General features: G+C 69.1%; 24 protein-coding genes, 1 tRNA gene and 3 pseudogenes. 9 read left to right on the top strand and 19 right to left on the bottom strand.

Annotated elements, in window-relative coordinates:
• The 5 genes and pseudogenes from ACFYX0_RS41670 to ACFYX0_RS41650 all read right to left on the bottom strand — a co-directional run.
• A pseudogene (locus ACFYX0_RS41670) lies at positions 1-196 on the bottom strand (IS701 family transposase); the annotation flags it as partial.
• Between the two features lie 213 nt (positions 197-409).
• Complete coding sequence (locus tag ACFYX0_RS41665) at positions 410-571, bottom strand: hypothetical protein (RefSeq protein ID WP_388979498.1); 162 nt, start codon at positions 569-571, stop codon at positions 410-412.
• Positions 565-1,242 carry a hypothetical protein gene (locus ACFYX0_RS41660; protein ID WP_388979496.1) on the bottom strand — a complete coding sequence of 226 codons (678 nt, stop codon included), beginning with the start codon at positions 1,240-1,242 and terminating at the stop codon, positions 565-567. Before ACFYX0_RS41660 ends, ACFYX0_RS41665 begins: the two co-directional genes overlap by 7 nt.
• Before the next feature lie 834 nt (positions 1,243-2,076).
• Entirely contained in the window at positions 2,077-2,472 is a 396-nt protein-coding gene (locus tag ACFYX0_RS41655; protein ID WP_388979493.1) for a DUF2267 domain-containing protein, read from the bottom strand.
• 95 nt (positions 2,473-2,567) lie between these two features.
• Positions 2,568-2,999, bottom strand: coding sequence for an Hsp20/alpha crystallin family protein (locus tag ACFYX0_RS41650; RefSeq protein WP_388979491.1), 432 nt, complete (start codon positions 2,997-2,999; stop codon positions 2,568-2,570).
• 126 nt (positions 3,000-3,125) lie between these two features.
• On the opposite strand from ACFYX0_RS41650, the pseudogene ACFYX0_RS41645 reads away from it, so the two are divergent.
• Together ACFYX0_RS41645 and ACFYX0_RS41640 are read left to right on the top strand one after the other, a co-directional pair.
• Positions 3,126-3,762: pseudogene (locus tag ACFYX0_RS41645) on the top strand (type III effector protein).
• Between the two features lie 110 nt (positions 3,763-3,872).
• Positions 3,873-4,256: a PspA/IM30 family protein gene (locus tag ACFYX0_RS41640; RefSeq protein ID WP_388979488.1), complete on the top strand. Its 384-nt coding sequence runs from the start codon at positions 3,873-3,875 to the stop codon at positions 4,254-4,256.
• 291 nt (positions 4,257-4,547) lie between these two features.
• Here ACFYX0_RS41640 and ACFYX0_RS41635 read toward each other — a convergent pair.
• The 5 genes and pseudogenes from ACFYX0_RS41635 to ACFYX0_RS41615 form a co-directional block, all read right to left on the bottom strand.
• A tRNA-Trp gene (locus ACFYX0_RS41635) sits at positions 4,548-4,623 on the bottom strand.
• Between the two features lie 96 nt (positions 4,624-4,719).
• Positions 4,720-4,853: pseudogene (locus ACFYX0_RS41630) on the bottom strand (LexA family protein); the annotation flags it as partial.
• A gap of 340 nt (positions 4,854-5,193) precedes the next feature.
• The gene (locus ACFYX0_RS41625; RefSeq protein WP_388979485.1) at positions 5,194-5,658 is read right to left on the bottom strand and encodes a signal peptidase I; all 465 of its coding nucleotides are present in this window, start codon (positions 5,656-5,658) and stop codon (positions 5,194-5,196) included.
• Between the two features lie 98 nt (positions 5,659-5,756).
• Complete coding sequence (locus ACFYX0_RS41620; RefSeq protein WP_388979483.1) at positions 5,757-6,344, bottom strand: hypothetical protein; 588 nt, start codon at positions 6,342-6,344, stop codon at positions 5,757-5,759.
• Between the two features lie 207 nt (positions 6,345-6,551).
• On the bottom strand, positions 6,552-6,689 hold the full coding sequence (locus tag ACFYX0_RS41615) for a hypothetical protein (protein WP_388979480.1): 138 nt from the start codon (positions 6,687-6,689) through the stop codon (positions 6,552-6,554).
• Between the two features lie 328 nt (positions 6,690-7,017).
• Here ACFYX0_RS41615 and ACFYX0_RS41610 point away from each other — a divergent pair, with 328 nt between their 5' ends.
• Both ACFYX0_RS41610 and ACFYX0_RS41605 read left to right on the top strand, forming a co-directional pair.
• The gene (locus tag ACFYX0_RS41610; protein WP_388979477.1) at positions 7,018-7,275 is read left to right on the top strand and encodes a hypothetical protein; all 258 of its coding nucleotides are present in this window, start codon (positions 7,018-7,020) and stop codon (positions 7,273-7,275) included.
• On the top strand, positions 7,272-8,291 hold the full coding sequence (locus ACFYX0_RS41605; RefSeq protein ID WP_388979474.1) for a 1-phosphofructokinase family hexose kinase: 1,020 nt from the start codon (positions 7,272-7,274) through the stop codon (positions 8,289-8,291). The genes ACFYX0_RS41610 and ACFYX0_RS41605 overlap by 4 nt, the downstream gene beginning before the upstream one ends.
• A 669-nt stretch (positions 8,292-8,960) precedes the next feature.
• Here ACFYX0_RS41605 and ACFYX0_RS41600 read toward each other — a convergent pair.
• The 3 genes from ACFYX0_RS41600 to ACFYX0_RS41590 all read right to left on the bottom strand — a co-directional run bounded on the left by ACFYX0_RS41600 (position 8,961) and on the right by ACFYX0_RS41590 (position 10,617).
• Positions 8,961-9,572 (bottom strand): hypothetical protein, encoded by a 612-nt coding sequence (locus tag ACFYX0_RS41600; RefSeq protein WP_388979471.1) that lies wholly within the window; start codon positions 9,570-9,572, stop codon positions 8,961-8,963.
• A gap of 354 nt (positions 9,573-9,926) precedes the next feature.
• Positions 9,927-10,247 carry a hypothetical protein gene (locus ACFYX0_RS41595; RefSeq protein ID WP_388979468.1) on the bottom strand — a complete coding sequence of 107 codons (321 nt, stop codon included), beginning with the start codon at positions 10,245-10,247 and terminating at the stop codon, positions 9,927-9,929.
• Positions 10,225-10,617, bottom strand: a complete 393-nt coding sequence (locus ACFYX0_RS41590) for a cupredoxin domain-containing protein (protein ID WP_388979504.1) — start codon at positions 10,615-10,617, stop codon at positions 10,225-10,227. The genes ACFYX0_RS41595 and ACFYX0_RS41590 overlap by 23 nt, the downstream gene beginning before the upstream one ends.
• 249 nt (positions 10,618-10,866) lie before the next feature.
• Here ACFYX0_RS41590 and ACFYX0_RS41585 point away from each other — a divergent pair, with 249 nt between their 5' ends.
• The 4 genes from ACFYX0_RS41585 (at position 10,867) to ACFYX0_RS41570 (ending at position 12,910) form a co-directional block, all read left to right on the top strand.
• Positions 10,867-11,130 (top strand): SHOCT domain-containing protein, encoded by a 264-nt coding sequence (locus ACFYX0_RS41585; RefSeq protein ID WP_388979465.1) that lies wholly within the window; start codon positions 10,867-10,869, stop codon positions 11,128-11,130.
• A gap of 14 nt (positions 11,131-11,144) precedes the next feature.
• Positions 11,145-11,663, top strand: coding sequence for a DUF2933 domain-containing protein (locus ACFYX0_RS41580; protein ID WP_388979463.1), 519 nt, complete (start codon positions 11,145-11,147; stop codon positions 11,661-11,663).
• Positions 11,664-11,694: 31 nt separating this feature from the next.
• Positions 11,695-11,823, top strand: coding sequence for a hypothetical protein (locus tag ACFYX0_RS41575; protein ID WP_388979460.1), 129 nt, complete (start codon positions 11,695-11,697; stop codon positions 11,821-11,823).
• 415 nt (positions 11,824-12,238) lie between these two features.
• On the top strand, positions 12,239-12,910 hold the full coding sequence (locus tag ACFYX0_RS41570) for a CBS domain-containing protein (RefSeq protein WP_388979458.1): 672 nt from the start codon (positions 12,239-12,241) through the stop codon (positions 12,908-12,910).
• 212 nt (positions 12,911-13,122) lie between these two features.
• Here ACFYX0_RS41570 and ACFYX0_RS41565 read toward each other — a convergent pair whose 3' ends face one another.
• The 6 genes from ACFYX0_RS41565 to ACFYX0_RS41540 form a co-directional block, all read right to left on the bottom strand.
• Positions 13,123-13,368, bottom strand: a complete 246-nt coding sequence (locus tag ACFYX0_RS41565; RefSeq protein WP_388979456.1) for an acyl carrier protein — start codon at positions 13,366-13,368, stop codon at positions 13,123-13,125.
• Positions 13,365-14,699, bottom strand: coding sequence for a 2-oxo acid dehydrogenase subunit E2 (locus ACFYX0_RS41560; protein WP_388979454.1), 1,335 nt, complete (start codon positions 14,697-14,699; stop codon positions 13,365-13,367). Before ACFYX0_RS41560 ends, ACFYX0_RS41565 begins: the two co-directional genes overlap by 4 nt.
• Positions 14,700-14,702: 3 nt before the next feature.
• Positions 14,703-15,704: an alpha-ketoacid dehydrogenase subunit beta gene (locus tag ACFYX0_RS41555; RefSeq protein WP_388979453.1), complete on the bottom strand. Its 1,002-nt coding sequence runs from the start codon at positions 15,702-15,704 to the stop codon at positions 14,703-14,705.
• The gene (gene pdhA, locus ACFYX0_RS41550; RefSeq protein ID WP_388979450.1) at positions 15,701-16,786 is read right to left on the bottom strand and encodes a pyruvate dehydrogenase (acetyl-transferring) E1 component subunit alpha; all 1,086 of its coding nucleotides are present in this window, start codon (positions 16,784-16,786) and stop codon (positions 15,701-15,703) included. Before pdhA ends, ACFYX0_RS41555 begins: the two co-directional genes overlap by 4 nt.
• Positions 16,783-18,573 (bottom strand): acetate--CoA ligase, encoded by a 1,791-nt coding sequence (acsA, locus tag ACFYX0_RS41545; protein WP_388979447.1) that lies wholly within the window; start codon positions 18,571-18,573, stop codon positions 16,783-16,785. Before acsA ends, pdhA begins: the two co-directional genes overlap by 4 nt.
• 254 nt (positions 18,574-18,827) lie before the next feature.
• On the bottom strand, positions 18,828-19,472 hold the full coding sequence (locus ACFYX0_RS41540) for a CBS domain-containing protein (RefSeq protein WP_388979444.1): 645 nt from the start codon (positions 19,470-19,472) through the stop codon (positions 18,828-18,830).
• A 227-nt stretch (positions 19,473-19,699) separates the two neighbouring features.
• On the opposite strand from ACFYX0_RS41540, the gene ACFYX0_RS41535 reads away from it, so the two are divergent.
• The gene (locus tag ACFYX0_RS41535) at positions 19,700-20,614 is read left to right on the top strand and encodes a DUF1918 domain-containing protein (RefSeq protein ID WP_388979501.1); all 915 of its coding nucleotides are present in this window, start codon (positions 19,700-19,702) and stop codon (positions 20,612-20,614) included.
• The last annotated feature ends 129 nt before the right edge of the window (positions 20,615-20,743 follow it).

Raw genomic sequence — 20,743 nt, 5'->3', positions numbered from 1 at the left:
AGTGCCCGAAGCCGTCTTCCCAGCAAGGGCGGATCGCGACGCGCGCCCAGTCGTAGACGCGTTCGCCGTGCGCGCCCGGCCCGCCCGACAGCCGCCTCCAGCGTTGTCGGGGCAGCGCGGCGATCAGCTCGTCGACCCGGGCCTCGGCCCAGCCGGTCGTGACCACCGTGTCGTTGACCTTGGTGGTGGCCCTCACGTAGGCGACCTTGCGCTGCTCCAGCCAGAGACGTGTGTGCTTGACGCAGCCGAGACGATACGGCGCACGGGCCCCCCTTGGCGGTGCGGAAGTTGCTGCGGACACCGTGGCATCTGCGCACGGAGCGGGTGCCGGTGTTGTCCAGAACGTGAAGAAGCCGGGACCCATCGGGAGGCCCGACAAGCCCCGAGGACCCACGCCGTTCGGGGCCGCTCAGCACGGAGAGGCAGGGCTCAGCGAGACCCGGATCCAGGTCCAGTCCGGGCTGCCCCCGTCCTGGGTGACGTCGTAGGCGCCGCTGGTGCCGCCGAAGAGTTCCACGCACAGCGTCCCGCGGCCTGCGGTCTTGCCCGACGGTTTGAGCAGCGTCACCACCAGGCCCCGCTGCTCCGCGTCTGCTGTGTCGGACGACTGCGAGGTGACGGTGGCCGAAAGGTAGGTGGTGGGCCGGTCCCGTCGTCGGTCACCTCGGCATCAGTGAGCTTGAGTGCGAAGTGGCCGACTGTGTAGGTCTTCGCCAGCGCTCGGCGCTGCGCGGCGGCCGCAGTCTCCTGTGAGGCGGCGCCTGAGCCGGTCGGCGTGCCCTGGGCAGTGGGCGCAGGGGCGGAGGTGCCGGGCTGGGCAGAGCCGGGGGAGGCCGTGCCAGCGGGTTCGGGGGCGGCCGAACTGGCCAGCGGCGTCTGCCCGGTCGGGGTCGGCGATGAGGGGCGGGCCGCATCCGGGCAGGACGCGTAGGCCTGATGCAGCAGGTGCAGGGTCTGTGCCTGCCCGTGCTGCTGCACCCAGTCGCCCGTCACCATCAGGTTCGCGCATGCGACGGCGAGCGGCTGCTGGAACTCCGCCCCCGGTCCGGTGTTCCACCAGGCAGCCGCATTCTGGGCATCCTGGGAGCTGCCGAAGCTGGTCGCCGAGAGCAGCCCGAAGAAGTCCGCGCTGCCGCTGGGCCGGTCGATCTCCGCGTTGGCCGTGGCCCTGGCCGTACGTGGGAGGCGGCGGGCCGCCGCCCTGCATGACGCTGGGCGGCAAGGGCAGCAGGACGACGTCATAGCGGTTGTCGTGGATGGGCCCTGCCGGACCGCCCGCTTTCTGCAGCGCCTTGAGGACGTCCCCGGAGTCGGTGGGAGGCCTTCCGGAAGCGCCGGAGGAGCATCCGGCAGCCGTTGCGGCGAGAACAAGCGCGCGGACGGCTGACAGCAGGGGGCGGTGGCGCACGCGGTTCTCCAGTTAGGGCAGCAGGACACCAGGACTTGCGGGGGAATGGTGAAGGTGATGTGTGCGGGCAGATGGTATGCACGAGCACGATGCGCGTCGGCAGCGGGTCGGTGCTGCGGCCGCGCACCTGCGGTGCTGAGCCCCTGCGAACCGCAGGACAGGTGCCCGGCGGACGGGCGTCCGGTGCCGGCGGCAGGCGGCGAGATCCAGGTGCCGCGCCAACCGGGGCTGCGCCGGCCGGCAGCCGCCTGCGCAGCTGTTCAACGGCTGGAAGCCGTGCAGCCGGGCGGGGGTCGCTCGGCGGGCCGCCGCAGGCGCACCTGGCCGGTGCCCCTGGCGCGGGTGCGGCGCGGGAAGCGGCCGCGTGCGGCAGTCCCAGGCGAGCGCGGTGCTGCGCCGTTGGCCGCCTGCTCGCCGGGAAAGGAGGCTTCGCTGGGCAGCGGTTGTTCTGTTTGCCACTGCCGCGGCGCCCCCGGCGTTTTCCGCGTACGGCCGGCTGTCGTCGCGGCCCGGACCGTCCTGGGGCTCGTACGCTCACGGGTTCGTTGCGGTCAGGTAGCACTGCACCGTCGGGCCCAGCCATGCCACCAGTTCCTGCCGGTCGGAGATCACTGGGGTGGTTGCCTTTCTTGCTGTGGCCGGTGTTCGGGCACCGGGGTGCGGGATGGTCAGGTGCGCTGGGGGCGGCCGAAGAGCAGGTCGTAGCCGGCGGGGAGCTGGAGCAGGATCTGGCCCAGCAGGTCTTCGCCGGCGGCGTCGGCGACGGTGGACAGCACGGCGCTGACGTCCCAGGCCGCGGTCTGCTCTGTGGCGCCTTCGATCCACGCGGCGGTTGCGCGGACGAACCGCTCCGGGGGCAGCGGCTCGGCGCTCTGCAGCGGGTTGAGCAGGATCAGGGCGAACGCCTCAGGCAGGCGCGCCGCCAGCTGAGCGCGGACGTCGCCGACCAGGTGTGCGCCGAGGAGGGCGAGCACCACACGGGCCGCACGCTCGGCTTCCTCCGTAGTGTCGAACTTGCCGCGTTCTTTCACGTGGCCGAGGAACGCTTCGCGTCGCAGAGTCATCTCGGCCGCCACCCTTCCTCGGACTGCCCATGGGGGTGCGGAGAGCGGGCTGAGGGGGAGATCAGGTGCCGCTCTCCGCACCCGTCCGGCCGGTGTCAGCCGGAGATCTCCGTGCGGCCGGATCCAACGCCGATGGAGATCTTGCGGGGCTTGGCGCGCTCGGCGATCGGGATGCGCAGGGTGAGCACGCCCGCGTCGTAGTCGGCCTGGATGTGCTCGGTGTCGAGGGTGTCAGCGAGCACGATCTGGCGGGAGGAGACACCCAGCGGCCGCTCGGACAGCTCCATCTGCACGTCGTCGGCCTTCGCCACTGGCCGCCGCTCGGCCTTGACGGTGAGCATGTTCCGTTCGACGTCGATGTCGATCGCGTCCGCAGGGACGCCCGGAAGGTCGAAGGCCACCACATACTCCTCGCCCTCGCGGTAGGCGTCCATCGGCATCACCGACGGGCGGGACCAGGTGCCCGGGCCCATCAGCTGCTGCGCCAGCCGGTCCAGCTCACGGAAGGGGTCAGTGCGCATCAACATCGTGAAATCACCTCCAGCAGGTTCAGGCAGTTGCTGCCAATGCGCCTCACTGACACCGTTGTAACATGTCATCTAATGGATGACAAACATGATGTCGTCGACATGATGACATCAGAAGGAGGTGCCGTGACCGCAGCCGACCAGCCGTCCACGACCAGCACGAACGCCCATACCCCGGCATCGTTCCTCGCCGCCGCGGCGGCCCTGCATTGCCGTAGACGACGCCCTCCGCGACGCCCAGCGAGAGTCCCCGGACACCCCGGATGCGCCCGGCCGCCCCGGGCCGGAGCAGGCGCTGGCCTCCCTGATGCTGCTGCGGCGGGTGCGCGAGCAACTCGCCGGATGGGAGACCGGCCTGATCGAAACCGCCCGCGACGCGGGAGCCAGCTGGGTCGACCTCGCCCACCCCCTCGGCGTCGCCAGCCGCCAGGCCGCCGAACGCCGCTACCTGCGCGGCCGCCCCGGCCCCGCCGAAACCACCGGCGAACAACGCGTCCAGGCCCCCCGCGAACGCCGCGCCGCCGAACGCACCACCGCCACCTGGGCCCGCCACAACGCGGCCGACCTGCGCCGCATCGCCGGCCAGATCACCGCCCTCACCGACCTGCCCACCACGGCTCGCCTCCCGCTCAGCCAGCTCCACACGGCCCTTGCCCACGACGACCCCGCCGAGCTCATCCGCCCCCTCGACGCCACCCGCCCCCACCTGACCACCACCCACCCCGACCTCGCTGCACAAATCGACACCCTCGCACGCCCCTGAACCCACCCGTTCCGGTTCTCTGTTCCGTTCCTGCTCGGGCGCCGGGCCGGCATGCTCCGCCGGCTCACCGCCCCTGCCCCCACCTGGCGGGACGACGTGGAGCTGGCCGCGTGAACGTCAGCGAACTCCTGCGGCTGCTGCAGACCGAACACGATGAGACCGCCGCCCGAGCCGACAACCTGCGCGAGCAGATCGAGCGGCTCACCACCGCCCTCGCCGAGACCGAAGCCCGCCTGGCCGAGCTCGCCGCCACCCGCAAGGTCATCGACGGCCTCACCCCTCCCGACCAGACGACGGCCCCCGCGGAGACCGCCACCGTCTACCAGCGCATCGTGACCACGTTCAACGAGTACCCCGGGAAGGTGTTCCGCGTCCGCGATCTGCACGAGCACCCCGGCCTGCCCACCGACGAGCCCTCGATCAACGTCACCCGCTCCCGCCTGGGACGACTCGTCCGCCAGGGACTCCTCACCCAACCCGGACGCGGCCGCTAGCGGAAACGGACTTAACGCCCTCTCAGGGGGAATGAGCCCGTGAAACGGCCTTTGCGCTCAACTCGAGCGCCGTCCACGAACACAACACCGCCATCCTGGGGATCCATACCCTGCCTGCGCGGCGCGTGCGCCGTCCTGCTGCCGATCACATTCGCCGCCAGCCTGCTCGGCGCCGGACCGGCCGCCGCAGACGATGAGGACTGGTACGTGCGGGCCCGCAACGGGGCGAGGACAGCGCCCGCGTAGGCGCAGGATCGGTCCCATACGGCGAAGTACTCGATGTGCAGCTCGTGGCAGGGGTGGCAGGAGTCGAACCTGCGGCATCCGGTTTTGGAGACCGGCGCTCTGACCTCTGAGCTACACCCCTTCGGTGGTGACAGCTTGGCATGCCGAACAGGCGAATCTCCAAGGGATTTCCGCCTTCTCAGAGCACCCGCAGGACGCCGACACCCTGGCCGAGGATCTACATCTTGTCGCCGGGGATCGGCTCGTAGGCGGGTTGTGAGGGACCAGGGACACCTGCCCGTCCTGTCGGCGCAGCACCTTGACGGTCGCCTCGTCCTCCTGGAGCGCGGGGGCGATGTCACCGTGGTCGGCGCTGTCCCGGCACCTGACTGCCATGTCCCGGGCCCGCAGGGAGTCGGCGAGGGAGTCCTGAAACGGAGCGCGCTCGTCCTCTGCCGTGGACGTCACGGCTGCCCGTCGTTGAAGAGTGAGACCGCAATACGTTCTTCGTCAGACTGCCGTCAGGGGGGGCGGCCAGGGGCGGTGTGGGCACGGGTCGGTGTGTCCCGGGGAGCCGGATTGCCGCGTCGGGTCCGGGTTTGGCGAGACGCGCGGAGGCGTCGCCTTGCCGGTCCTCGGCCCGCGTGTCGGCGGATCGGGCCAGCCAGGGGAAGAGTGTCATCCATTGAGTTCTGTTCAGCAAGCACCGGGGCTAATTGTGTCGGTTGCGGCTGTGCAGTGGCAGAGCGGCAAGCGCAAGCAGAGCGGCAAGTCCAAGCAGCAGGATTGCCTCAGGGACGGGCTGCTTGGCGCGCCAGAGCTGGACTGGCAGCCCGATCGAGGGTACGCGCAACCGTGCTACGCCTTCGAGTGCCGTGGGTCGGATCGGGGTGGAGTCCGGTGTGGAGTTGGCGTCACCTTTGGTGATCAGGTCGTTGTTGGGAAGTACCTGGTAGACCCGATGAGTGAGCAGATGGCCGGGTCGGGTGGGGTCCTGGGCCAGCACGATTTGGCCCACCGCCGGTGTGCGGTCGCGCGGTGGTGGCTGGTAGAGAACGACGTCGCCCGGCATGAGGGCGGGACGCATGGAGCCGGACTGCACCACGCACGCTGTCCAGCCCAGCGCCGCCACGGGCAATTGCGCCCACATGAGCAGCCCAATCAGTGAGCCGAGCACGGTACGTGAGGTGACCGAGGTGACCGCGCGGATCGGGTGCCGGGCACGCCTGGCCGTGGGTTGGCAGGGGGTGCTGGCGGCTAGGTCACTTGGGAGAGTCACTTGTGTTCCCGCGCTTCCCAGGTGAAGGTCACCTCGTTAGTGACCACGCTTTGTGCGCTGTTGGGTGCGCTCCGGCTGAACTTCCACGCGAAGCGGAAGCTCAGCGAGTTGGGTGGCTTGCCGGGCAGGGTCCAGGGACCCACGCCGTTGCGGAAGTCGGTGTGCAGGGCGACGAACTGGTCCAGGGTGCCGTCGAACGCAGTCATTTGCGGAGTGAAGCCGTTGCAGTCGCCGAAGGTGCCGCCGCTTCCTACCTCAATTTTGAGGTTGATGAAGGATTGGAAGTTGCTTGGCCAGTTCGGTGAGTTGCTGTACAGCTTGAGCGCGGTGGGGAAGTCAGCGTTCGACTCGATCCTGATGCAGTTGGAGCCTGTGTCGCCGGGTCGCATGTTGTCGACGCGGAACATGGGCACCTTGCTGTCGTTGGCCAGCCCCAGCGAGCCAGACTCCCACGTGTTGCCGCTGTTGCTGGTGGTCCCACTCCAGTCGGCGTTGGTGGCACCCCAGACCAGTGCACCGCTGAACAGCAGCCCGAGCGGAACGGGGACCACCTGTGCCAGCACGTGCAGCCAGGGACGCCCCATCGACCACTCCGTTCAATTCCGACGATCTTGCACATATTGATGCATTGTGCCTCATCTGTGGTGGTGCCGCTCCGTGTAGCTATCCGGGTCTGATGGAGGCTCGGGCCTATCCAGGGCGGGCGCCCCTGGCCTACCTGCGCCCTGGCTCCCGAGGTCGGCGGAGTCTTAATGGCCGAGTCAAGGGCCTCTGCTGGGCCGCTGGTGCTGTCAGGCTTCGGTGTCGGCGGCCTTTTCGAGCAGGTCCATGGCGTGGTTGTGGAAGCGGCGTTCGGCGTCACGGCATGGGGCGGTGAAGAAGGCTCGTTGAGCTTCGGCAAGATCGCAGTTCAGCAGGTTCATGGTCACGAACACTGCTTCTACTCCGTGACACCCGTTGTCCTTGAGGAACTGCTGGAGTGCGTCCGTGTCGCCGGTTGCCTCCCACACGGGCCGGGCGGTTTCAAACGCCTCGCCGGTAACGCAGCGGAGCTGATGACGCTGTCGGCCGAGCTCCAGGCCGGCGGACTTCCCCTGCCCCGATCGCGTCCGCTGTGCTCGAGCAGCAGGATGAGAGGAGCAGCCCGGCCCCGCGAGGAGGGTGGAGATGGCTGGCGAACGACTCCGCAAGCGCGTACTGGCGGCCTTCGTTTCCGGGCCCGTTCAAGGGCTTCCCCGTCGATTTCCACCTCTCCCCGTGATCCGAGGCGAGACGTTCACCAGGGACGGGGCGCTGATTGTTCACGCCGAGCGAATCGAGGGGAAGGAGGACGAGCAGCACTCCGAACTCCGCCGCAGATCCTTCGCCCGCAGCGTCCAGCCGCCCGCTGGAGCCAGGGAAGCACGCCACCACCGCCGCCTACGAGAGGAGCATCCTGACCATGAAGGCCCGTCGGCCGAGGTCGAGAAGCAGGAGTGGAAGATCACCATCACGACAGCCCGGTCACAGCAATGAGCGCCGCTGAAGTGTGGGGTGCGCCTGCGGCGGAGAGCGGCGGGAGGACTTCGCAGCCGCAGACCATTCCGTTGATCCTCACGCAGACGCTGAACCCCACCGTCGACATCTGCTGCGAGGTCGACCATCTGGAGGACGTCGGCAAGACCCGCGCCCAGGTCAGGTTCGTGGCCGCCGGCGGCGGCGGGATCAACGTCGCCCGGGGCGTGGCGCGGCTCGGCGGACGGGCGACTGCCCTCCACACCGCCGGCCGCGAAACCGGCCAGCGCCTGAACCGGCTACTGGACGAGGAGGGCGTCGAGCACCTGGCCGTGGGCATCGCGGGTGAGACGCGCGAAGCGTTCGTGCTGTTCGAGACTGAGTCACGCCGTAGCTATCACATCGTGCCGCCCGGCCCGCGGATCGATGACCACGAGGCGCGGCGCTGCCTGGACGCGCTGGACCGGGCACTCGGGACTCACCAGTACGTCGTGGCCAGCGGCAGTCTGCCCGGCGGCGTGCCTGACGACTTCTACGCGGCTGTCGCCCGCCAGGTCAAGACGGCCGGGTCCCGACTGGTCCTGGACACTTCGGGGCCTGCGTTGCGTGAGTCGCTGCAGGAGAGCGTCTTCCTGTTGAGGTGCAACCGCAGCGAGGCCGCCTGGCTCGTCGGCAGACCCGTGCGGGGCTTTGACGACGCCCGCGCTGTCAACGAGCACCTGCTCGCGGCAGGAGTCGAAGTCGCCGTCACGACCCTCGGCGAACTCGGCGCTCTGTGCTCGACTGGTCGCAGCCACACCGAACTGCGGGCGCCTGTGCTGCCCGGGGAGCCGCTCAGCGACGCCGGGGCCGGGGACAGTATGGTGGCCGCACTCACCGTGCGACTGGTTGCAGGCGACGATCCGGTCGACGCCTGCGCGCTCGGGGTGGCCGTGGCTGCTGCGTCGGTACTCACCCCGGGCACTGAGCCGTTCGATCGGGACCTGGCGGAGTCCCTCTGCGCTGCGGTGCGGATCAAACGTCAGGCCGACTCATAAGCGCTGTCGTCGATTCCGACCGCGACGTCCTGTTTCTCCGTCTCACGACAGTCGTCGATGTATACGTATGTGTGCCGGACTTGCACGAGCTCGCGCTGCTGCCCGGGACGGAACCCGCAAAGAACCTGCGTGGTGCTTCGGTGACCGCCGCTTGTCGGACGCCGCCGCGCCAAGGCCGCCTGTCGCAGCGAACAGGTGGCACAGTCGGCCTCGGCATGCCCGCCGCGCTCGACGCGTCGGCCGCTGGCTCCGGGGGCCGGGTCCCGGCTTCCGGCCTGTGGGGATGGCGGGTCCGTCCGGCTGGCCGGACAAGTGCACGTGGGAGCGGGCCAGCTGCATCGGCGTACTGATGCCGCCCTTCGCGGCGTGCCTGAGGCTGGAGTGGCGCGGGTGGTGGTCGGGGTGGGAAACACCGAGCAACACGAGCAACAAAACGGGAAGATCGAAAACTCAGACGAGCGCAACCGTGATCCGCGGCCGAGGACATGTATGACGATTAGGGGTGTTCTTCAGGGTGCCGACGCGGCGTCGAACGGGTAGGCGGGTCCAGTTGGTGCCGACGCGCGCGGACAGGTCCCGTCACCATGCACCGGGATGGCGGCTACGTCTCCGGCAAGCCCGCACTCTGCTCAACGAACGCGGCCTGCGTCGCCGATCTGCGGCCCGATGTCAGCGGAGCCAGACATGGTTGCGGACCAGTGGCAGGGACGCCCAGGCACGGCCCAGCCCCCAGGTGTTTCCGGCGCCCACTGCGGCGAGCACGATCAGGAGCACCGCGTAGACGATGTGGTAGTCCACCAGAGGATTGGTGGACATGCTCGGAGAGCCGTCGGAGAGGTGCTTTGCGGGCGGCCATTCCGCAGCCCACATCAAGGCGAGCATTATCGTGCCGCAGACCGCGGTGATCCTGAGCGCGATACCGCCCAGCAGGGCGAGTCCGATGCCCAGGAGTCCCAGCATGAACAGCCAGTCGGCCCAGGTTGCGCCGGCCCAGCTCTGGAAAGTCGACTGCAAGGGACCGACGTTGACGCGCCTAAGGAAGCCCATCGTGGGTGAGCCACCGTTGATCCATGCTCTGGCCGGTGGTGTGACGTAGCCGAAGCCGAAGGTCTTGTCCAGGAAGGCCCAGAGGAACATGAAGCTCATGATCAGCCGCGCGCCTGCTACCACCCTGGCTGCGGCGGGGGTGAGCCCGTCCCGCCCGGCGAGATCGCGGGGCTGGTCGGCCGGAGGAACGGTCTGGTTCCGGTGTGGGAGCCAGCGCGCGTGGTGGACGGCCATGACGTTTCTCCTCCGATGATGCGGTGGTGGAGGGAGTCCTTGTCACCACCCAACGTGTCGAAGGAGCCCCCAGGCCGGTACGGGTCGAAGGTCCTCGACGGGGGACGGACGGCCCAACATCTCGGCATGACGGGAAGGGGCCGACAGCCGTCTGGCAGCTTCTTCGGCCGGAGAACGTCGACCGACCAGGCGCACAATCACTGTGCGTATTCACCCGAAGGGATTGCGTGAAGGAGTGGGGGTGTACGAGTGCGAGTCACATGAGGAGAGAGCCCCCCACCCAAGGTGCCTCGCAGAACCTCACCCCGAAGTGCCCCGAAGGAGGACCTCGGCCTCTGCACGCTGACGGCAGCCTCACAGGCTGCCACCGCTGTAGCCCTTGCCGTGCCAGCCGATCAGCACCGGGCTCCGTACAGCGCCGCCCGGGCTCTGCGCCCGCAGACGCTCTCCGACCTCACCACCGCGATGAAGGGCGAGGGGTTCGCCTACGCCTCGTACGACCTCTACGGTGCCCAGGCCGACCGTGAGGGCCAACCGGCTGTGGGCAAGCTGTTCCGGACCACAGCGCAGACCGAGCTGAACGAGCACCTGCACGAGGCAGCCGCCCTGGCCGGCGTGGTCGGAGCGGACGCGGCCAACCTGCGCCAGGCCATCAACGGCGAAACCTACGAGCATCAGCGGCCGCGGCATCGTGACTGTCCGGGGCGGACGGTGCGAAGCCTTCCGCGGGTTCGACCAGCAGCGCGCCGTGGATCATGTTCATGCCGCAGGCGAACCTGAAGGAGCCCGGCCGGTCCGGATGCAGCCGCACGGTGGTGCGGGTATGAGCGGGCAGACCCGCGCCGACCTTCAGGTCTGGGAAGACCACACGGGAGGTGCACTCGTCTGCCTTCCGCCGGTCGAAGACCAGCTCCACCGGAATACCCTGGCGGACCTTGAGCATGTCGGGGCTGTACCCGCCCCGCACCGTCACAACCACCCGCTGCGCTCCGCCCTCTAGCCGGGCGGCACCGACACGGCGCGGTCCGAAGAAGTACCAGCCCAGCGCGGCGATCAGCAGGGCCGAGGCTACAACGACGACGACATCGAGGGCACCTATGGGCTTCTCGCCTCCCTTGTCGGGTCAACTCTCCAGCGTGCGCCCAGCTACCCCTACCTGGTAGGGGCGCAATGGCCCACTGGTCCTGGACCATCCGGCCCCAGACCGCCACGTCCAGCGGCGGGACGATGCGAGGGAAGGGCTGGGTGCTCTCCGCATCCAGCCACGGAACAAGGCCGAAGCGGGTGAGTGGTGATGATGTTCTGGTACGACCATGACGTCAGCGGCTGGGGCTGGTTCGCGATGTCGGCCGGCATGATCCTGTTCTGGGCGCTGATCGTCACAGTCGCCGTGCTGCTCTTTCGCGCACTCAACCGGCCCCAGGAGCACACCCACACCCCGGCCACGCCCTCGGCCGAGGACATCCTCCGCGAGCGGCTAGCTCGCGGGGAGATCGACGAGGACGACTACCAGCGCCGTCTGAACGCACTGCACGCCGGGCCCCTCACCAAACCCTGAAAACACGGCCGCCGGTGGGGCCATGCCCTCCGTTGAAGGAGGCCGGTCGTAAACAAGCGCAATTACGGCATGTACGCGCTCGCCACCGCGATCGTCATCTCGGAGCCCTGATCCTCGGCGCGTCGCTGCAAAACGTCTCTGATTGGGTTAGCGAGCCTGAGCGTTGCTCAGCCTTGGGAGCCAATCGCTTTCGTGCCCTGGTACTGAACGACAGGAGCCGCCAGCCCGCGTGGCACGTCCCTCCGGACGCTGGTCGACCGGGCCGCAAGACCCGACCGAGGAGGGTGCCCGACGTCGCCTGGGCGCCGGGCGTGCACGTAGCACTCTGCCACAGGGTTCACTACGCTTCGCTAATCCAACTGGTGAGCCTTATCTGGCTCGCCCTCATGGCTGTCTGCCCGCTGATGATGTTCTTCATGATGCGCAACATGCGCGGCCAGGACATGCACGGCGGCCACGATCAGTACCGCAACGCCCGGGACGAGGACTCGCTGCACAAGCACGATCACCCCACCGGACCCAGTCGGCCCTGACCGTTCCGGGCCCGGGCGAGCGGTGAGTGTCGTGGCCTTGATCGCCACGCTGATCGTGGGAGCCCTCGTCTACGACATCACCTGGCTGTTCGGCAGCGATGGCCGCGCCGCCCACCGCTGGCCCGTCTGCGGGGCAGGCGCGCCGCCCTGGAGGCCCTGAGTTGCGACTGGCGGGCCTGCGCCTGCACCACCGCCTACCAACAGCGCATGGACAGGCTCTGCCGCGCTCATCGCGCTGCCTACGTAAATCGACCGTCCTGGTGGTCGTCATCGCCTTCGGGCTGCTGGGCGTGAGGAACGCCGCGCTGCTGTCGAGGCGGGCAACCCTTTGCGCTGGGGGGATTGCGGGTGCCGGTCCCGCCCACGGGGCAGCCTCCTGCTGGGCCGGCAGGGCACCGGACAGTGCGCGTGGCGAAGTCCGCACGGGTGACTTCGGCGAGCGCCGTGCCCAACGGGGAGTCTCTGGCATTGGGGACCATCGGCCCCGGGACCGACCGGACGCGGAGGAGCACAGTGGAGAGGTGGGGGGAGCTGGCATTCACCGCGCAACGCGCAGGCAGGAAGGAGCTGCGACGATGACCACCCAGCACAGCACTGTCAGTGAGGTGATGACACGAGATGTCGTCACCGTGGGACCGGAGACCCCGTTCAAGGAAATCACCTCCGTCTTGTCCAGCCACGGCATCAGTGCCGTGCCTGTGGCCGACGAGCGTGGTGCGCCGATGGGGCTCGTGTCCGAAGCCGACCTGCTCCGCAAGCAGGGTGAACAGCCCGACATGTATGGCGCGCAGGCAGCACCGCCTGGGTGGCCGCACGAGAAGGCCAAAGCGCGTGCGGAGAACGCTGCCGGGTTGATGACCGCTCCCGTGGCCACCGCTCACGCCGACTGGCCAGTCGCCCAGGCGGCCCGTGCGATGGACCGCCACCATGTCAAGCGGCTGGTGGTTGTGGACGAGTCGGAGCACATCGTCGGCATCGTCAGCCGTCTGGACCTGTTGCGCGTCTTTCTGCGCCCTGACGAGGAGATCCGGGATGAGATACGCGACGACGTGCTGAAAGGGATGCTGCGGCTGGGCGGACAGGAGGTGCAGGTCCAGGTTCACGATGGCGTCGTCACCCTGCGCGGCGAGGTCGACAAGCGCAGCACCGCCCAGATCGCCGAACGGCTCGCCACGGGCGTGGACGGCGTGGTCACGGTCAGGCCACTGATCGACTACAACATCGATGACAGGCCCGTCAAGGACTGACCGCGGCCGCGCATCCCATCGACCCCCGCCGCAGTAACGCGTAGAGCCCGCGCCGGGCGGGCGGCGGCACCGCGTGCGGCGCTGAGTCGCTGCAGCAGTCCGGCGTAGTGTTCGGCCGACTTGAAGGCTCCGAGGTCGGGCGACGCGGCACATGGCCACGGTCCGGGCCCGTCCTGGACCAGTGTGGTTGCCGCGCGTTCGGCCACGGCACCTCACGTCGTACGGGCGATGAGAAAGTCGGCGCAGCCGGACAGGGTGGTGAGCTGCGGCGTGTCCTCGTCGTCTATGCGGATGCCGGTACGTTTGCTGAGGGTCTCGATGAAGCTGAGGAAGTCCAGCGAGTCCATCTCGAGCGCGTCGCGGAAGGCGTCGTCGGGTCCAAGCGTGTCCAAGTCGGCGTCCGGGACGACGTAGTCGATCGACTCCTTGACTACGTCCAGTGCATCAGTTCGGTTCACAGCTGCTCCGGGTTCTGCAGGAGGCGGTCGACCGCTGTCAGGAAGCGGGACCCGACGGCACCGTCCGTCGCTCGGTGGTCTGCCGACAAGGTGGCCGTGACGACCGGCCGCACGCCCAACAGGCCGTCGACGGCGCACGGCCGGTCGACGACCCGCCCGAAGCCAACCAGGGCCACTTGTGGCGGGTAGATCACGCCGAAGACCGCTTCCACGCCCTGATCACCGAGATTGGTGACCGTGATCGAGGAGTCGGACACTTCGGAGCCGCGCAACCTGCCCGCGCGGGCACGCGTGACCAGATCCTTCAGGGCAGTCATCAGCTGCGGGAGTTCGAGGGTCTCGGCGTCGTGCAGGGCGGGAGCGACGAGCCCTCCGCCGCGCAGGGCTACGGCTACCCCGAGGTGTACACCCTCGCCCGCGGTGAAGTGGTCGTCGGTCCAGAAACCGTTGAGTTCGGGTACCTCTCGAGCCGCGAGGGCGGCCGCCTTGAGCAGCAGGACGGCGGGAACGAGGCGCTCGGCGACCGGGCTGCGCCGGTTGTGCTCGTGCAGCCAGTCCATCGCTGCGGCCATGTCGACGGTGGTGGCCAGGTAGTAGTGTGGGATGTCGCGGTTGGCGCGGGCCATCAGGCCGGCGATCGCCTGACGCATGGCCGCCGCCCGGTCCTCCGAAGGACGGGAAGGCCGTACGGGTGCGGTGACGTGGCCCGGGGGCGGGGCGGCCGCCGCAGGGCCTGGAGCGGCCTTGCGCACGTCCGCGGCGCGGATGGCGGACTCCCTGCCGGTCCCGAACACCGCGGTGAGGTCGACGCCCAGTTCGGCGGCGAGGCGGCGGGCGAGGGGGGTGGCCCGGACGCGCGACGGCCGAGCGCCAGTAGCCGCGGCCGCTGCCTGCTCGACGTCGGTTCGGGTCACACGCCCTCCGGGCCCGGATCCGTGGAGGGTTTCCAGGTCGATGCCGCTCTGCTCTGCGAGGTGTCGGATCAAGGGGCCCGCCCCGAGGGGAGGCCGCGGGCGCCTGTGCGCGGGCCGGACCGGTGGTTCCTCCACGGCCCTGTCGGACCTCTCGGCCTTCTCAGGTCTTCTGGGTTCCGCTGCCGTCGGCTCGATCAGCGCAAGCGGAGTGCCCACCGGCACCGTCGTACCCGGCTCGACGAGCACCTTTCCCATCGTCCCGGTCTCGAAGCACTCCACCTCGATCAGGGACTTCGCGGTTTCGACGACAGCCACCGGATCGCCCTTGTGGACCAGGGCGCCGGGCTGTACGAGCCATTCCTGGAGCGTTCCCTCGTCCATGTCGGCTCCCAAAGACGGCATGGTGAACTCGGCCATGATTCAGTCCACCGCCCGGTGTGCGGCCGCGACGATGCCAGCGGTCTGCGGCAGGGCGGCCTCCTCCAGCCGCCGGGCGTAGGGGATGGGCACCTCCGCGCTGCACACCCGCTCGACGGGCGCGTCCAGTTCGTACAACGACCGCTCGGCGATGCGGGCGGACACCTCCGCGGCGAGGCTCCCGGTGCGCCACGCCTCGTCGACGACGACCGCATGGTGAGTGCGGGCCACGGAGGCACCGATGGCCTCGTCATCGAGAGGACGGAGCGTGCGCAGGTCGACGACCTCGGCGCTGATGCCCTCGGCAGCCAGCTCGTCCGCCGCGACGAGAGCCTTGGGCAGCGAACCGCCGTACGTGATCAGGGAGACGTCGGTGCCGGGCCTGCGGATCGCGGCGTGGTCCAGGTCCACCGGGGCGGGATGCAGGGTGCGTTCACCGGAGGCGTTGTAGAGGCTTCCGTGTTCGAAGATCAGGACCGGGTCGGGGTCGGTGAGCGCCGGTGCCAACATGTGGCGGGCGTCCTCAACGGTGGCTGGGGCGACCACCCGGATACCGGGGATATGGGCGTACCAGCCTTCCAGGCTGTGCGAGTGCTGTGCGGCGAGCTGGCGGCCCGCGCCCGTCGTCATACGGATCACCAGCGGGACGGGCAGCTGGCCACCCGACATGTGCAGCAGGGTCGCAGCGTTGTTGAGGATCTGGTCGAGGGCGAGCAGACTGAAGTTGACGGTCATGATCTCGACGATCGGCCGCATCCCGGCCAGGGCGGCACCGATGCCCGCTCCCACGAACGCGGACTCCGACAGCGGAGTGTCACGAACGCGTTCGGGGCCGAACTCCTCCAGCAGGCCGAGGCTGACCCCGAAGCATCCGCCGTAGTGGCCGACGTCCTCGCCCATGAGAAACACGCGGTCGTCGGATCGCAGCGCCTCCCGCAGTGCCTCGCGCATCGCCTCCCGGTAGGTCGTCTTCGACGTCTCGGTCGCGCTGGCGCCCGTGGTCAACTCACCACCCCCGTCGAAGCACTGGTGACATGGCGGAGCAGGTTCTCAACCGGCTCCTCGGGTGCCTGCTCGGCCGCGTCGATGGCGCGCTCGAGTTCTTCCACGAGCTGGTGCTCGATCCGGGCGAGCTCCTTGTCGCCCAGCTCAGCGGTCTCGCGCATGCGGTCCATGAGCTGGTTGATCGGGTCACGGGCCTTCCACTGTTCGATCTCCGCCTTGTCGCGGTAGCGGTCCGGGTCGTACATGGAGTGGGCGCGGAAGCGGTACGTGCGCAGCTCCAGGAAGTGCGGTCCGGTGCCGGCCCGGATGCCTTCGGCGGCCCGGCGGGCCGCCTGCTCGACGGCTTCGACGTCCATGCCGTCCACGGCCCAGGCGGGCATGCCGTAGGAGGCCGCGCGCATGGCCAGGTCGGTTTGCGCGTGCTCCCGGGAGAGTGCTGTTCCCATGGCGTAGAGGTTGTTCTCGCAGGCGAGCAGCAGAGGCAGGTTCCAGAGAGCTGCAAGGTTTGCCGTCTCGTGGAACTCGCCTTCGGCGAAGGCTCCGTCGCCGAAGAAACAGCAGGTCACGCGCTTCTGTCCGCGCATGCGGTCGGCGAGGGCGAGACCCGCAGCCAGCGGGAGGCCGCCGGCGACGATCGCGCTGCCGCCGTAGAAGCGACGGCTCGCGTCGAACAGGTGCATGGACCCGCCCCGGCCGCCGCTGCAGCCAGTCGTCCTGCCGTACATCTCGGCCATCACGGCCTCGGCCGGGATACCCCGTGCCAGTGCGTGGCCGTGCTCGCGATACGTGGAGACCACAGCGTCGTCCGACGTCAGCGCCTCGTTGACACCGACGGCTACGGCCTCCTCGCCGATGTAGAGGTGGACGAAGCCGCGGATCTTCGCTGCGCTGTACAGCTCGACGCAGCGTTCCTCGAAGTGCCGGATGCGCAGCATCGCCTCCAGCAGGTCCACCCGGTGCCGGGCAGCCGACCGATCGGCAGGAAGCCTGGTCCTTGTGCCCTGCTTGCTTTTCGAGGTCTTCTGCGCGGGCTTCGGGGCAGCTGCGGTCTTCGGGACGGGTGCGGGTCGCGCCAGGCTCATGCCGATCCCTCCAAGGTGGACAAATCCCCCATGGGGAAGCCGAGTTCGCGTGCCCGCAGCAGTCGGCGCATGATCTTGCCACTGCGGGTCTTGGGCAGGTTCTGGTCAAAGGCGACCTCCCTCGGCGCGACGGCCGGACCCAGCAGATGACGGGCGAAGGCCAGCAGTTCCCGCTCCAAATCCGGGGTCGGCTCGATGCCGGGGCGCAGTGACACGAACGCCTTGACGATGTTCCCGGCCACGGGATCCGGTCGACCGATCACCCCGGCTTCGGCGACCGCCTCGTGCTCCATCAACGCGCTCTCGACCTCGAACGGGCCGATGAGGTGCCCCGCCGACTTGATCACGTCGTCGGTGCGCCCCACGAACCAGTACCAGCCGTCCGCATCTCGCCTGACCAGGTCGCCGGTCAGGTACCAGCCGTCCGCGAACGCGGCCTCGTACCGCTCCTTGTCGTGCAGATAGCCACGGAACATCGACGGCCAGCCCGGGCGCAGCGCCAACTCACCTTCCACATCAGGGCTTTCCACCTCAGTGATCCTGCCGTCGGTGATCAGGGCCCGGCCGTCCTCGCCCTGTTGCAGCACGGCAGCTTCGACGCCGGGCAGCGGCCGTCCCATCGAGCCGGGCCGGATCTCGCTTGCAGCGAAGTTCGCGATCATGATGCAGCCCGTCTCGGTCTGCCACCAGTTGTCGTGCACCGGCAGGCCGAGCACCTCTTGCCCCCACACCACTGCTTCGGGGTTGAGGGGCTCGCCGACGGAGGCGATGAAGCGCAGCGCCGACAGGTCGTAGGAGCGGGGCAGGTCGTAGGGGCCTTCGCGGGGCGTGGCACGCATGAGCATGCGCAGGGCTGTGGGCGCGGTGTACCAGACGGTGACACGCTGTTCGCTCAGGATCCGATACCAGCGCCGGGCGTCGTAGTCACCCTCGTCGACGACCACCGTCACGCCGTGGACGAGCGGGGCGATGACGCCGTACGACATGCCGGTGACCCAGCCGGGGTCGGCCGTGCACCAATACACGTCCTCGGGGTGCAGGTCCAGCGCGAACGCGGCTGTGGCGTAGTGGGCCACCACCGCCTCGTGGACATGGATGGCGCCCTTGGGGGTGCCGGTGGTGCCACTGGTGAAGTGCAGCAGGGCCATGTCCTCGGGGGAGGTGGGAGGGATGGCGAAGGTCTCCGGAGCGCCGGACACGAGTTCGTCGAAGGAGACGGTTCCCGGCAGGTCGCCGGCTCCCGGTCCGACGATGAGCACATGTTCCAGCTCGGGCAGAGAGGACCGACGCTCGGCCACCTTGCGCTGGTACAGGGCGGCGGTGGTGACCAGCACCCGGGCATCACCGAGGCGCAGCCGCTCCTCCACCGGGCCGGGGCCGAAGGCGGAGAACAGCGGGCACAGCACACTGGTGTTCTTCAGCGTGCCGAGCACCGCTGTATAGAGCTCGGGACAACGGCCGAGCAAGGTGAACACACGATCGCCACGGCCGATCCCGAGCGACTGCAAGACGTTCGCGAAGCCGGATGTACGACGGGCCAGTTCGCCGTAGGTGACAGTCGAGAGGGTGTTGTCGCGGGAGACGCACCGCAGCGCGGGCTTGTCCGCGCGTTCCGGACCGGCATGCTCGTCGACTGCCTCGTATGCCATGTTCAGACCGCCGCTGGGTAGGCCGGCCAGCGACCTACGCGCTTGTGACCAGGAGAAATCCGTACAGGCCTGGTGGTAGCGGGTGAGATTCGGCGGCACACGCGGTGCAGCGTCCTTGCGGATCGTCTCCCAGCGCATGGAGCGCTCCTCCCGACGCCTGCCTTACGTTTCCAGAGTCGCCGAGCCCGTCGCGGACCGCATCGCGACAGGAGTCGACCGCGTCTGCCGAACCGCCGGGCGGTACATGCGAGCGGTACTGCGAAGCTACCGGACAGCTTCCCTGCTGCCGGATGCTGGCGCAGTGGTCCGGTGGCACCCTCGCGAAGCCGCACTGCCTGCTACGCGCCGAGTCCCGGGTGCCTCATGGGCCGCTGGAACAACGCCGGGCGTCGTCAGGTCCGGTACGTGATGTGCTCGGAGACCGAGATCACGCCGTCCACACTCCGGCACAGCCGCTCGATGATGGGGATCAGGCTCTTGCTTTCGACGGATCCGCGGAGGGTGACCTGCCCCTCGCGGACCTCGACGGTCACCTCTTCGGGAGCGAGGTTCAACGTCTGCCTAAGCACGTCTTCTGTGATCTCGTCGCGGATGGCGTCGTCGCGGCGCTGGAAGATCCGCAGCAGGTCGGCGCGGCTGACGATGCCCTGCAATCGGTCCGTCTCGTCCACCACGGGCAACCGTTTGACGTTGTGGACCTCCATCAGGCGAGCCGTCTCCACCACACTCCACTCCGGTCGCGCACACACCGCAGGAGCCGACATCAGTTCCTCGGCTCTGGCCCCCTCGGCCTTGGCCCGCTCCCAGGCCTCCAGATGCGGAATCGGTGTCCGGCCGGACGGGTCGGCCTGGTCTGCGCACTTGCGCAGCAGGTCGGCCTCGGACACCACCCCCATGGGACGGTCCAGTTCGTCCACCACCGGCACGGCTGTGACATCGTTCTCCGCGAGCAGCTTGACGATCTCCTTGAACGGCATATCACGCCGCGCCCGGACGACCTGTCGGGTCATGAGTTCTTCGACCGTTCTGTGGCGCACCTCCGCGCTCCCTTCCGGTCCTGACAGCCGGCGTGGTCTCGCGTTCGCCGTGTCAGAAACACGTCGCTCGCAAGTGAGCCGCCTGGCGCGTGCCCGAGGCCGGTGGTCTCGAGTCCGGCCCGTCCGGGCCGGACCCCCTCCTGGACCCGGGGCCGGCACCGCATGCGCCGGACTGTCGCACGTGGCACGTTGGGGTACAGCACGATTGTGCGGGAAGGGTGGCGATCATGCGAGCTCACCTCGGCGATCGACTCGTCATCGAAGGCCAGGCGACCGATGCGACCCGGCGCGATGGCGAGATCGTAGGACTTCGTCACGCAGATGGAACGCCTCCCTACGACGTGCGCTGGTCGGACACGGGAGAGGTGACCCTCGTGTTCCCCGGGCCCGACGCGCACGTCCGCCACGTCGAAGACGAGCCCGTGAGAACCCGGGAGTCCTCCAGCCCGCCGGGGGTGAAGGGCGCGCGTGCGGTGCCCGGCGGGACCTCGCTTGCTGAAGTACCTGGCGACCTCGGTCGCCGCGTGGCCGTCGAACGCAAGCGGCAGGGCCTGAGCCGGGGAGAAACCGCCCGCCGTGCCGCGATGGCGCCGGATTACCTCGCCTACCTCGAAGAGCATCCGGCCGATCCGGACCTGGCGACTCTCCTCCGCCTCGCCGCGGCGCTGGGCACCAGCGTCGCGGCCCTGAGCGGTGGCGGTATCGATCTGCCGCCTGGCCAGGGCCACGCGCTGCTGCACCCTCACCTGCGAGACCTCGGCCCCGACGAGTGCCGCGTGCTGCTTTCCACACACGGTGTGGGGCGCGTCGCGATCTCAACCTCCGGGGGGCCGGCGGTCGTCCCCGTGAACTACGAGGTCATCGATGACGCGATCGCCTACCGGACGACGCCTGACTCCGTGGCCGCGACGGCCGTCGGAACGGAGGTCGCCTTCGAGGTCGATCGTGTGGACGAGACCACGGCCCAGGGCTGGAGCGTTCTCGTCGTCGGCCCCGCGCAGGCTGTCGCGGAGCCCGATGCCGTGCGGCGGCTGGAGGAGCATGCCCACACCGAGCCATGGGCCGGCGGTCTACGTGAGACCTGGGTGTCGATCCAGCCCAGGCGCCTCACCGGTCGCCGTATCGCTCCGGCTGAACAGTGAACAGCCACGGCCTGCCACTTGCCCGGCACGGACTCCATCCCTGATCTTGCAGGGTATCCCCGACTTTAGTCGGGGAGGGAATGCATCCTTGGCCCGGAGCCGCGAAGCGGCGGAGTTCGGTACGGCTCC

This window comes from Streptomyces sp. NPDC002573 (assembly GCF_042889625.1).
In the GTDB taxonomy this organism is placed as follows: domain Bacteria; phylum Actinomycetota; class Actinomycetes; order Streptomycetales; family Streptomycetaceae; genus Streptomyces; species Streptomyces gibsoniae.
The sequence above is the reverse complement of the archived record's forward strand: the minus strand, read 5'-3'. Positions and strand labels throughout refer to the sequence as shown.